This is a genomic window from Aeromonas sp. R1-2 (assembly GCF_040908505.1).
In the GTDB taxonomy this organism is placed as follows: domain Bacteria; phylum Pseudomonadota; class Gammaproteobacteria; order Enterobacterales; family Aeromonadaceae; genus Aeromonas; species Aeromonas veronii.
On sequence record NZ_JBFODU010000014.1, the window covers coordinates 142,819 to 155,003 of the forward strand.

Genomic DNA, 12,185 nt, shown 5'->3' on the forward strand with positions numbered 1-12,185 from the left:
CCCTCCACTTCTTTACATGACGGGGAATACTCGTGACTGACAAAACCTCACTGAGCTACAAGGATGCTGGCGTAGATATCGATGCCGGCAATGCACTGGTTGAACGTATCAAGGGCGTGTCAAAGCGCACTCGTCGTCCTGAAGTCCTTGGTGGTCTTGGCGGCTTTGGGGCCTTGTGTCAAATCCCTGCGGGCTACAAGGAGCCGGTACTGGTCTCCGGTACCGATGGTGTGGGCACCAAGCTGCGGCTGGCCATCGACCTGAAGAAGCACGACACCGTGGGCATCGATCTGGTGGCCATGTGCGTCAATGACCTGATCGTACAAGGCGCAGAGCCGCTGTTCTTCCTCGACTACTATGCAACCGGCAAGCTGGACGTGGACACCGCAGCCGCGGTAGTCACCGGGATCGGTGCCGGTTGCGAGCAATCAGGCTGTGCCCTGGTGGGCGGCGAGACCGCCGAGATGCCGGGTATGTATGAAGGGGAAGACTACGACATCGCCGGTTTCTGCGTCGGTGTGGTGGAGAAGAGCGAAATCATCGACGGCAGCAAGGTCGGTGAAGGGGATGCCCTGATCGCGCTGGCTGCCAGCGGCCCTCACTCCAACGGTTTCTCCCTGATCCGTAAAATTCTGGAAGTCTCCAAAGCCGACGTGCATCAGCCGCTGGGTGACCGCACCCTCGCAGATGCCTTGCTGGAGCCGACCCGCATCTATGTGAAACCTGTGCTCAAGCTCATCAAGGAGTGCGAGATCCACGCCCTCTCCCACATCACCGGCGGTGGCTTCTGGGAGAACATCCCCCGTGTCCTGCCCGCCAACACCCAAGCGGTGATCGACGAGCAGAGCTGGCAGTGGCCGGCAGTGTTCAGCTGGCTGCAGCAGGCTGGCAACGTCACCCGTCACGAGATGTATCGCACCTTCAACTGTGGTGTCGGCATGATCATCGCCCTGCCCGCCAACCAGCTGGAGAAGGCGCTGACCCTGCTCAAGGCGGAAGGCGAGAACGCATGGCACATCGGTCATATCGCCAAGGCAGCAGACGGTGAGGAGCAGGTCGTCATTCAATGAATGACCGGATCAACAACCAAATGACCTCCCCTATGAAACGCATCCTGGTGCTGATCTCCGGCAGCGGCAGCAACCTGCAGGCGATCCTCGACCACTGCGCCAGCGGCAAGATTGCCGGTGAAGTGGTCGGCGTCATCAGCAACAAGGCCGATGCCTATGGTCTGGTTCGCGCCAAAGAAGCTGGCGTGGCGACCTCCATTCTGGCCCAGCAGCAGTTTGCCAGCCGGGAGGAGTATGACGCCGCCCTGCTGGCACTGATGGCAGACTATCAGCCGGATCTGGTGGTGCTGGCGGGGTTTATGCGGATATTGAGCGGCGATCTGGTGCGCCATTTCGCCGGGCGGATGATCAATATCCACCCCTCCCTGCTGCCCAAGTATCAGGGACTGCACACCCACCAGCGCGCTATCGACGATGGGGAGCGCGAGCATGGCGCCAGTGTCCACTTTGTCACCGAAGAGCTGGATGGTGGCCCGGTTATCCTGCAGGCCCGCGTGCCCATCTTTGAAGGGGACACGGCGGAGGAGGTAGCGGCACGGGTACAGGCGCAGGAACACAGCATCTACCCGCTGGTGGTACGCTGGTTCTGCGAAGGCAGGCTGCAGATGGTAGATGGCGCCGTGCAACTGGATGGCGCCCTGCTGGGCCCTGCTGGTTACGCCTGCGAGTAACCGCTAACAACTGCATGTCAGATACAACAAGGGAGGCTTAAGCCTCCCTTGTCATTTCTACCTACCGCGCGATGGCTTAAGTCAGGTCCGATGACGCCGCTACGCGGCCAAGCGACCCTACACCGGATTGTCGATATCAATAAAGGTCACATCTAGCCCGTGCACGGTCGCCAGCCACTCCCCCAGCGCCTTGACGCCGTAACGCTCGGTGGCGTGATGGCCCGCGGCGTAGAAGTGCATCCCCATCTCGCGAGCGGTGTGAATGGTCTGCTCGGAGGCTTCGCCGGAGATAAAGGCATCGATGCCCTGCTCCGCCGCCAGATTGATGTAGCTCTGACCGCCGCCGGTGCACCAGGCCACGGAACGGATAAGCTCGGGGCCGGTATCGCCACAATAGAGTGGTTCACGGCCAAGGTGCTCGGCAATCAGCTTGGCAAAATCGCTACCGCTCATCGGCTCTTCCAGCTTGCCCACCATGGCGACGCTCTTGCTGTTCCACGGCTCCAGACCGCGACGCACCTTGATGTCAAGCAGCTTGGCGAGCTGGGCGTTGTTACCCACCTCGGGATGGACATCCAGCGGCAAATGGTAGGCAAACAGGTTGATATCGTGGGTCAGCAGGGTCTTGAGACGACGCTGCTTCATGCCGGTGATCTGGGCCGGTTCACCGCTCCAGAAGTAGCCGTGATGGACCAGAATGGCATCGGCTTCGGCAGCCACCGCCGCGTCGATAAGCGCCTGACTGGCGGTGACACCGGTCACCACCTTGCGAATGCGCTCGCGCCCCTCCACTTGCAAGCCGTTAGGGCAGTAATCCTTGATGGCGTGCGGTTCGAGCAGATGATTCAGTACGGTTTCGAGTTTTCGATGAGAGATCATAGGGGTCCCTTATTAAGGCTCGGTCCCCTGCTTTACCAATAAAAACAGGGCCCAGGCTCAAAGCGCCAAGGGCCCCATGATAATCGAGCCGGGCCGTCAAGACCATGACAGCCCCCACACAGTGTGGTTTCCCTCCCGGCCTCAGGCTGGCAGATCGATCCCCGCCTCCCGCATCTGGGCCAGCTTGTAGCGCAGGGTGCGCGGGCTGATGCCGAGTCGGTCGGCCACCGCCTTGCGGCTGCCGTTACAATCTTGCAGGGTGTCGAGGATGATCTGGTGCTCCTGCTGCTTGAGCTCGCTGCCGAGGCGATCGCCGCCATAGCTGCGCTCCACGCTGACAAACTCCATCTCCTGCTCGTCCAGCTCCTCCAGAATGAGGTGGTCACAATCAATGATCCCGTCGGGGCTGAGGATCAGGGCACGCTGTACCACGTTGTCCAGCTCCCGCACATTGCCGGGCCAGGGGTGGGCCAGCAGTCGCTCCCGCGAGGCATCCGTCAGCTGTGGTGTCGGCAGCCCCTGCTGACTGGCATGGAGGGCCAGCAGGTGCTCCGCTAGCGGCAGAATATCCCCAGGCCGCTCACACAGGGCAGACCAGCGCAGCGGAAAGACGTTGAGGCGATAGTAGAGATCTTCGCGAAACAGGCCATCCTGCACCGCTTTTTTCAAATCCCGGTTGCTGGTAGCGATGACCCGCACATCCAGCGGGATCATCTTGCGACTGCCGAGCCGCTCCACCTCTTTCTCCTGCAACACCCGCAGCAACTTGGCTTGCAGCCCCTGATCCATCTCGGTGATCTCGTCAAGCAGCAGGGTGCCCCCCTGTGCCTGCTCGAACTTGCCCGGGCACCCCTGTACCGCGCCGGTAAACGCCCCCTTCTCGTAGCCAAACAGGGTCGCCTCCAGCATGTTTTCCGGAATGGCGGCGCAGTTGATGGCGACGAAAGGCTGCTCGGCGCGGCTGGAGTTATCGTGAATGTAACGGGCCAGCACCTCTTTCCCCGTCCCGCTCGGGCCGGTCACCATCACGGTCGCTTCGCTTCTGGCCACCCGGGTCGCCAGCTGGAACAGCTCGGCAGTTTTGGGATCCCCGTAGACCACGGCGCGTTTCTCTACCTTCTGGGCGGGCACATAGCGGCTGACCTGATTAAGCAGCACCTCCGGCGAGAACGGCTTGGCCAGATAGTCGATGGCCCCTTCCCGCATGGCGCGCACCGCACCATCGATGTTGGCGTAGGCGGTCATCAGCAGCACAGGTATCTGCGGATATTGCTGGCGGATGGTAGCCAACAGGGTGAGACCGTCCATTCCCCCCATCTGGATATCGGAGATCACCATGTCAAACGGCTGACGGGAGAGGGCCAGCAAAGCCCGCTCGCCGCTGTCCGCTTCACGGCACTCATAACCGCCGAGCAAAAGGGTATCCACCAGCGCTTCGCGCAGGCCATTGTCATCTTCAACTACCAGGATCCTGGCCTGTGTCATGCTACACCTCCAAGCTGCACCGGTTGCTGGTGCAGGGGGAACGACAGAGTAAAGCAGGTGCCTTCACCGGGAACCGAGGCCACACCGACCTCCCCCTGATGGGCACGCACTACAGATTGCACCACCGCCAGTCCGAGACCAGTGCCTTGGGAGCGAGTGGTAAAGAAGGGTTCGAATACCTGACCGAGCTGATGGGAAGGGATCCCCTTGCCATTATCGATGACCCGCATCTCCACCCGAGCTCCGCTGCGCACCGCGCTGACCAAGAGTGACGTGGCCCCCGCCTGCTGGGCATTGGCAATCAGATTGTTGATGGCTCCCGCCAACGCGCTGCTGTTGGCCAGCAGACAGAGATCGGGCTCCGGCGCCTCCATGTGCAGCTCGCAGCCCTGTTGCTGGCAGAAGGCCTCGGCACCGGCCTGCACTTCGGCCAGCAGCCCTTGTACCGAGATGGGGGTGACCACCTGATTGTCACCGTTGCGGGCAAACAGCAGGATGTCGTTGATCTGCTTCTCCAGATCCTGCAAACGGGCCATCAGCTTTTGCTGAAACTGAGTGCGAGATTCCGGCTTGAGGGTGCGGTTCGCCAGATTGGCGGCATAGAGCATGGCAGCGGAGAGCGGTGTGCGGATCTGGTGGGCGAGCGAGGCCGCCATATTGCCCAGCGCCGACAGCCGCTTCATATGGTTGATGCGGTCTTGCAGTTTACGGGTTTCGGTCAGGTCATTGATAAAGACCAGCTGGCCGGGCTGATCCGGCAGCGGTTGGGTCGAGAGCTGGACCCGGCGCCCGTCGCGCAGGGAGATCTCGTGGCCATCATCCTCGCGCGGCTCGAAGCAGCGGGCAATGATGTGACGCCAGAGCTCCCCTTCCAGCGGCTCCCCCAGCAGGGAGATGGCCGCCGGGTTCGCGCGGGTGACCACCCCTGCCCCGTCAAGCAGCAACACCCCGGTGGGGAGCGCCTTGAAGATGGCATAGAGCTGGCTCACTTCGTGGGACTGGAGTGGCATGTCCTGCTGCTGGATTGTCATAAACCTGACCTCAAACTGGCTATTGGGTCAGGTTATTCAATTTCCATGCCACTAAATTATATGAATTAAAACAATGAATTGCGCATTAGCGTCAAGGCTTTGACCCTCAGACGTCCTTGCTCATCCCGTACTTTTTCATCTTCTCCACCAGGGTGGTACGGCGCATGCCGAGCAGATCGGCGGCGCGGGCCACCACCCCATCCTGAGACTCCAGCGCCTGACGGATCAGCTCCACTTCAAGGTCGGCCAGCATCTCTTTGAGGTTGACCCCCTCCTCCGGCAACTGCATGGTGCGGGCCGAGGCGAGGGCGTGATCCAGCTCGGGCGGATCCTGAAACACCGCCGCCAGCGCATCCCGCTCATCCATCTCGGTCAGCCGCTCATCCCGCGGCTCGCTCGGCAGCAGGCGATAACGGCTCGGCAGATCGGCCACATCGACGATCTGGTGCGGGTAGAGGATCAACAGCCGCTCCAGCAGGTTGGAGAGCTCGCGCACGTTACCGGGCCAGGGGTACTGCATCAGCGACTCCAGCGCACGCTGGGTCAACCGGATAAAGCCATGGTGCTGCTCGGCATGGCGGTTGAGCAGCTCCTGCAGCAGCAGCGGGATGTCATCGATGCGATCCCGCAGCGGCGGCGTCTCTATGGGGAAAACGTTGAGGCGGTAGTAGAGATCTTCGCGGAAACCCTGGGTGCGGATCATAGCCTCCAGATCCCGGTGGGTTGCTGCGATGATGCGCACATCGGCCTGAATGGGCTTGCCGCCACCAACCCTGTCGAACAGCCGCTCCTGCAATACCCGCAGCAATTTGACCTGCATCGGCATCGGCATGTCGCCGATCTCGTCGAGGAACAGGGTGCCCCCCTGCGCCAGCTCGAAGCGACCGCGACGAGCCGCGATGGCGCCGGTAAACGCCCCCTTCTCATGGCCAAACAGTTCGCTCTCCAGCAATTCGGCCGGAATAGCGCCGCAGTTGATGGGCACGAAGGGGCCACTGCTGCGGGAAGAGAGTTCGTGGATAGCGCGCGCCACCACCTCTTTACCGGTGCCGGACTCCCCGAGGATCAGCACGTTGGCATCGGTCTCGGCCACTTGGCTGATGAGGCGGCGTACCTCCTGGATCCCCTTCCCTTTACCCACCAGCAAACGCAGCAGGGCCTGCCCCTTGTCATGGGTCTGCTGACGGGGATGCAAGGATACAAAGGCCTGACAGAAGTGCAGATGACGGGTGAGGGATTCATAGGTAAAAGGCGAGAGCGCGACCCCGATAAAGTTACTGTTGGGCAGATCGGCCTCAACCAGCGAGAGGAAGGGGGTACGGGGGAAGGCAGCCAGCAGCTCTGACAAGGGACGGTCGGTCAGCTCACCCACCAGCACCCCTTGCAGCGGACCGGAGGATTCGATGGCCACATCCAGATCGCTTTGTGCCACCTCCTGCCACGGGATCCCCATAAACGAGAGCACGGTTCCCAACTGTTGGCGCCGCTGCGCATCGGCATCAACAATCAACACGCCCATCTCCACCATATCCATTCCTCGCGATGTCCTGAACTAACTTATTGTTTTATTTAATGATAAAACAGCTACCGACTGTCTTTTTGCTGGCACACAAAGTGCCAAAATTCCGACACATTGTCAAAAATTGTCGTATTCAGGCTAAGTGTATCGACAGAAACGGGAGATTAGATAAATTTTGCCGAGGAATTTTCTGCATTGGCGCCGTTAACAAACGCCGCCAATGGCGGAAAGAAAACTGCCCTCGTCAGAGGGCAGCATGCAACACGGTGAAGCGCACTCAGTGGCGATTATGGTGGTGCGGCGCCGCGTAACGGCACTCGGGAAAACGGCTGCAAGCCAGAAAGAGTCGACCGGCGTGGGGGCCTTTTTTCGCCTCCCGCTCCACCAGCGGCGCATCACAACGAGGGCAGTGGTGTACCTCGTGCTCTTCATCATCTTCCACATCGGCGAACAAGCCATCGACCAGCTCCCCCTCACTCTGTGGCGTCTCCACCACCCCCTTGGCCTGGATGGTGGGCTCGCGGAGCGACGCAGGCGAGATCGCCTCGGCATGGGCAGTGCGACCACGCATCCCGGCACCGACATCCACGCCGTCCAGCAGCAGAGGGTTGAATGTGGGCTCGCGGCGCGCTCCGTGCGGCAGATCGTCGATCAACGGTTCGCTGGTTTTGACCAGCAGCGGCAGGATCTGTTCGCGCAGCTCTTCCACCAGATAGCTGGCACTTGCCGGGATCTGCAGCAACGGCAGACCGGCGCTGTCGCAGGCGGTTTTCAGAAAGAAATCCCGCGCCTTGCGCTTCTGGTGACGATGGGAGCTGTCATCGAGTTCGATGGCGCAGATAAAGGAGAGATCCGCGGGGTGGCAAAGCAGATAGTCGAAATGCTTGGCGCTGATCTTGTTGAAGTACTGCTGCCATTTGCTTTTGCCGATCCCGGCCTGCGGCGTCAGCACATCGGCCACCCGCACCTTGGCAAAGACCCGGGCCTTGTCACCCACCGCCAGATCCAGCACCCCGAGGAAGGATCGCTCGGCGGGACTGAACAGGGTCTCCTGCATATCATAGGGCAGGCGCTTTTGCTGTCTGCCTCTGCTCCAGAAGATCGCCAGCACAAGCAGCGCCAGCAACAACAATCCCGATAGGACAAGGGTATTCATGAGAGCACGATCCAGTTCACGACACGAAAGGGGAATTACTTTACCACAGCCGCCACGGAGCAAGGCAGCAGACCCGTGTATAGAAAGTGAAAAGTCCCGTCTTTTTATCTATTTGTCAGCAGGCGGGGGTTCATATGACCAGCCCCAGCAGGCACAATAGGGATAGAGCACAAAATCCCATTTCAAGGAGAGCAGGATGCAAAAGCAATTGGTGGTCACCGTGATCGGTGCAGACAAACCCGGGATTGTCGAGAGTCTGGCTGCAGTCATCAGCCGCGAGCAGGGTAACTGGCTGGGCAGCGCCATGAGCGAACTGGCGGGCCAGTTTGCCGGTATCCTCCATGTCTCTGTCCCCGATGAGCACTATCGGAGCCTGTGCGAAGCACTGGCCCTGCTACCGGGTCTGACCATCAGCTTTGCCGAAGGGACACCTACCGCCGAGCCAGCTCATCAAGTCATGATGACAGTGACCGGCAACGACCGCCCCGGCATCGTCCATGAAGTAGCCAGTATCCTGCGCCAGCTCGAGATCAACGTGGCCGATCTCACCACCGGCTGTGAACCGGCTCCCCACTCCGGCGCCCCGCTCTTCTATGCCCATGCGCTGGTTGCCCTGCCCGACGGGCTCGCGATGGATACGCTTATCACCGCGCTGGAATCCCTCTCCGACGATCTGGTGGTCGACATCGACGAAGGGTTCAGCGAGCAGTAACAATACTGTCATTTATTTGTCATATATTAACGCCATAACTGCCGCGCAGACGCGACCTGAAACAGAGGCACAAGATGAGCACCGACAAGCAGTATGAAGAGAAAGAGCTGAGCTGGCTCTCATTCAATGAACGGGTGTTGCAAGAGGCAATGGACAAGACGGTGCCCCTCATCGAGCGGGTTCGTTTTCTGGGGATCTTCTCCTCCAACCAGGATGAGTTCTTCAAGGTACGGGTATCGGACGTCAAGCGTCGCATCCTCATCAATGAAGTACATGGTGGCGACGATGAAGCGAAAGTGCTGCTGCGCGCCATCCAGCAGAAGGTGATGGCGCTCGGTGAAGCGTTCGACAACACCTATAAGGAGCTGTTGATTGCGCTCGCTCGCCACAACATCTTCCTGGTAAACGAGAACCAGCTCTCCGATGCCATTCAGAAGTGGCTGCGGGTCTTCTTCAAGGAGAAGGTGCTGCGTCACATCATCCCGATCCTGCTCAACAAAGAGGTCAATCCGGTCAAATTCCTCAAGGATGAGTACACCTATCTGGCCATCGAGATGAAGAAGAACGGTCAGGTGATCCAGTACGCCCTGGTGGAAGTGCCGACCGACGACCTGCCCCGCTTCTTCCAGCTGCCGCCGGAAGGGACCCGCCGCAAGAAGCAGATCATCATTCTGGATAACGTCATCCGCTTCTGTCTCGACGAGATTTTCAAAGGCTTCTTCGACTACGACGAGATTGCCGCCTATGCGGTGAAGCTGACCCGGGATGCCGAATACGATCTCTCCGACCAGCTGGACTTGAGCCTGGTGGACAAGATGAGTGATGGCTTGAAGCAGCGCCTCACCGCCATGCCGGTGCGCTTCGTCTACGAGCGGGAGATGCCCGCTGCCATGATAAGCTTCCTGAAGCTCAAGCTGCAGATCAGCTCCTACGATGCCATCATGCCGGGTGGGCGTTACCACAACTTCAAGGATTTCATTGGCTTCCCCAACGTGGGCCGTGACTATCTGGAAAACCCCAAGCTGCCGGCGCTGGATTGCCGCGATTTTGACGGCTTCGTCAACGCCTTCGATGCGATTACCAAGCAGGATATCCTGCTCTACTACCCGTACCACAAGTTCCACCACTTCACCGAGCTGGTGCGCCAGGCGGCGTTCGATCCGGCGGTCAGCGCCATTCGCATCAACATTTATCGGGTGGCCAAGAAGTCGCGGATCATCCACTCCCTCATCGATGCCGCCAACAACGGCAAGAAGGTGACCGTGGTGGTCGAGTTGCGCGCCCGTTTCGACGAAGCGGCCAACATCGACTGGGCCAATATTCTCACCGATGCCGGGGTCAAGGTGGTGTTCGGGGTGCCGAGCCTCAAGATCCACTCCAAGCTCTGCCTCATCACCCGCCACGAAAATGGCGAGGCGGTGCGCTATGCCCATATCGGTACCGGCAACTTCAACGAGAAGACCGCCAAGATCTACACCGACTTCTCACTGCTGACCCGCAATCCGGATATCACCGCCGAAGTGGAAGGGGTGTTTGAATACATCGAGTACCCCTATAAGCGATACAAATTCAACCACCTGCTGGTCTCCCCCATCAACAGCCGCCGTCAGCTCTATCGTCTCATCGACAACGAGCTCTCCAACGCCAAGGCGGGTCAGCCGAGCGGCATCATCCTCAAGATCAACAATCTGGTGGACAAGGATCTCATCAACCGCCTCTATGCCGCCGGGCAGGCGGGAGTACCGATCCAGATGATCATCCGTGGCATGTGCGCCCTGCGTCCGGGCGTACCGGGCCTCAGTGACAACATCAAGGTGATCAGCATCATAGACCGCTTCCTCGAGCACCCGCGGGTGATGGTATTCCACAACAAGGGCAACCCCCAGCTCTATATCTCCAGCGCCGACTGGATGAGCCGCAATATCGACGGCCGGATCGAGGTGGGCACTCCCATTTATGATGAGCGCCTCAAGCAGCGCATCATGGATATTCTCGAACTACAACTGAGTGATACCTGCAAGGCGCGGGTCATTGATGCCGACCAGCAGAACGAATATGTGAAGCGGGGTAACCGCCGCAAGATCCGCTCTCAGGTGGCGATTTACGACTATCTCAAACGTATCGAGTCAAACAATGGACAATAGTCTCTATGCCGCCGTGGATCTCGGCTCCAACAGTTTTCATATGGTGATCGCCCATCTGAGCGAAGGGCGTTTTCGCATCGTCGATCGCATCAAGGAGCGAGTACGGCTGGCGGAAGGGATGGATGAGCAGAAGCGGATGAGCCCGGAGGCGATGGAACGCGGCCTCGCCTGCCTGTCACTGTTTGCCGAGCGGCTCACCAACATCAAACCGGACCAGATCCGCATCGCAGGTACCTATACCCTGCGCCGTGCCAGCAACGCGCGCGAGTTCGTCAGCGAAGCGGCCAAGGTGCTCAACCACCCCATCGAGATCATCAGCGGGCAGGAAGAAGCACGGCTCATCTATCAGGGGGTCGCCCATACCCAGCATATCGAGGGCCAGGTACTGGTGATCGATATCGGCGGCGGCAGCACTGAGCTCATCATCGGTGAAGGGTTTGAACACAAGGCCCTCACCAGTCGCAAGATGGGCTGCGTCAGCTTTACCCAGAGCTTCTTTGCCAGCGGCAAGCTGAGCGACAAGCACTTCACCAATGCCGTGCTGGAGGCGCAGCACCAGCTCGCCCCCATCGTCAACCAGTACCGCAAGCTGGGCTGGCAGAGCTGCCTTGGCAGCTCAGGCTCCATTCGTACGGTACGGGATGTACTGCAAGGCGAAGGGCTGACTGACGGCAGCATCACGCTGGAGGGGCTGGAGCGGCTCAAGGCGCTGATGATTGAGCGCAAGCGAGTCGATAACCTCAAGCTGACAGGGCTTACCGAGGAGCGCCAGGAGGTGTTTGCCGCCGCGGTCGCCATCCTGCTCGGGCTGTTTACCTCGCTGCCCATCGAGCGGCTTGACTACTCCGACGGTGCCCTGCGTGAAGGGTTGCTTTATGAATTCGAGGAGCGCTTGCAGCACCACGATATTCGCGAACGCACCGCACAGGCGCTCGGCACCCACTACCGGATGGACCGCAAACAAGCCGCCCGGGTGGAGCAGAGCGTGCTGACGCTGTTTGATGCCTTGCAAGAGCCCTGGCAGATGGAAGTAGAGCCCTATCGCGCCATTCTCGGCTGGGCGGCCCGGCTTCACGAAATTGGCCTTGCCATCAACTACAGCGGCATTCATCGCCACTCAGCTTATATCCTGCAACACACCGACCTGCCCGGCTTCAACCAGGACGATCAGGCCCTGCTGGCAGCGCTGGTACGCTTTCAGCGCAAGGGGCTCAAGCTCTCCGAGCTGCCTCCCCTGCCCAACCACGACATGCAGACGGTGCTGCGCTGCATCCGCATCCTGCGCCTCGCAGTCGCCGCTCACCACAAGCGCCAGGACAACCTGCTGCCCGAGTGGAAAGTCGCGGTACAAGGCGATCAGCTGGTCGTGACCCTGCCGATCGACTGGTGCGAGGAGAACCGTCTCCTGATGCAGAATCTGGAGAAGGAGCATCGTTATTGCCAGGAGCAGGGCTGGCCACTGTTGTTCCAGCTAGGCTAAACCGGAAAGATAAATGAAAAAGGCAGCCCACTGGCTGC

At 59.9% G+C, this 12,185-nt stretch carries 10 protein-coding genes; 5 read left to right on the forward strand and 5 right to left on the reverse strand.

Annotated elements, in window-relative coordinates; all coding sequences use genetic code 11:
* Positions 1–32: 32 nt before the first annotated feature.
* Positions 33–1,070, forward strand: a complete 1,038-nt coding sequence (gene purM, locus AB5Y76_RS05540) for a phosphoribosylformylglycinamidine cyclo-ligase (RefSeq protein ID WP_120415223.1) — start codon at positions 33–35, stop codon at positions 1,068–1,070.
* Positions 1,071–1,102: 32 nt separating this feature from the next.
* Positions 1,103–1,741, forward strand: a complete 639-nt coding sequence (gene purN, locus AB5Y76_RS05545; protein WP_263717655.1) for a phosphoribosylglycinamide formyltransferase — start codon at positions 1,103–1,105, stop codon at positions 1,739–1,741.
* A gap of 117 nt (positions 1,742–1,858) precedes the next feature.
* On the opposite strand, the gene AB5Y76_RS05550 is transcribed toward purN, so the two are convergent.
* The 5 genes from AB5Y76_RS05550 to AB5Y76_RS05570 all read right to left on the reverse strand — a co-directional run bounded on the left by AB5Y76_RS05550 (position 1,859) and on the right by AB5Y76_RS05570 (position 7,811).
* Positions 1,859–2,620: a Nif3-like dinuclear metal center hexameric protein gene (locus tag AB5Y76_RS05550; protein ID WP_368177692.1), complete on the reverse strand. Its 762-nt coding sequence runs from the start codon at positions 2,618–2,620 to the stop codon at positions 1,859–1,861.
* Positions 2,621–2,761: 141 nt separating this feature from the next.
* Positions 2,762–4,105, reverse strand: a complete 1,344-nt coding sequence (locus tag AB5Y76_RS05555) for a sigma-54 dependent transcriptional regulator (RefSeq protein WP_108614389.1) — start codon at positions 4,103–4,105, stop codon at positions 2,762–2,764.
* The gene (locus AB5Y76_RS05560; protein WP_005334126.1) at positions 4,102–5,136 is read right to left on the reverse strand and encodes a PAS domain-containing sensor histidine kinase; all 1,035 of its coding nucleotides are present in this window, start codon (positions 5,134–5,136) and stop codon (positions 4,102–4,104) included. Before AB5Y76_RS05560 ends, AB5Y76_RS05555 begins: the two co-directional genes overlap by 4 nt.
* Positions 5,137–5,242: 106 nt before the next feature.
* Positions 5,243–6,664: a sigma-54 dependent transcriptional regulator gene (locus AB5Y76_RS05565; protein WP_031227792.1), complete on the reverse strand. Its 1,422-nt coding sequence runs from the start codon at positions 6,662–6,664 to the stop codon at positions 5,243–5,245.
* Between the two features lie 268 nt (positions 6,665–6,932).
* Positions 6,933–7,811, reverse strand: coding sequence for a DUF2726 domain-containing protein (locus tag AB5Y76_RS05570; RefSeq protein WP_263717654.1), 879 nt, complete (start codon positions 7,809–7,811; stop codon positions 6,933–6,935).
* Positions 7,812–8,007: 196 nt separating this feature from the next.
* On the opposite strand from AB5Y76_RS05570, the gene AB5Y76_RS05575 reads away from it, so the two are divergent.
* The 3 genes from AB5Y76_RS05575 to ppx all read left to right on the forward strand — a co-directional run bounded on the left by AB5Y76_RS05575 (position 8,008) and on the right by ppx (position 12,147).
* Positions 8,008–8,523, forward strand: a complete 516-nt coding sequence (locus AB5Y76_RS05575; protein WP_069555282.1) for a glycine cleavage system protein R — start codon at positions 8,008–8,010, stop codon at positions 8,521–8,523.
* Positions 8,524–8,597: 74 nt separating this feature from the next.
* A complete protein-coding gene (gene ppk1 / locus AB5Y76_RS05580; protein ID WP_005350671.1) occupies positions 8,598–10,667 on the forward strand; it encodes a polyphosphate kinase 1 in 2,070 nt (689 codons plus the stop codon).
* Positions 10,657–12,147 (forward strand): exopolyphosphatase, encoded by a 1,491-nt coding sequence (ppx, locus tag AB5Y76_RS05585; RefSeq protein ID WP_069555280.1) that lies wholly within the window; start codon positions 10,657–10,659, stop codon positions 12,145–12,147. The genes ppk1 and ppx overlap by 11 nt, the downstream gene beginning before the upstream one ends.
* Positions 12,148–12,185 lie beyond the last annotated feature (38 nt).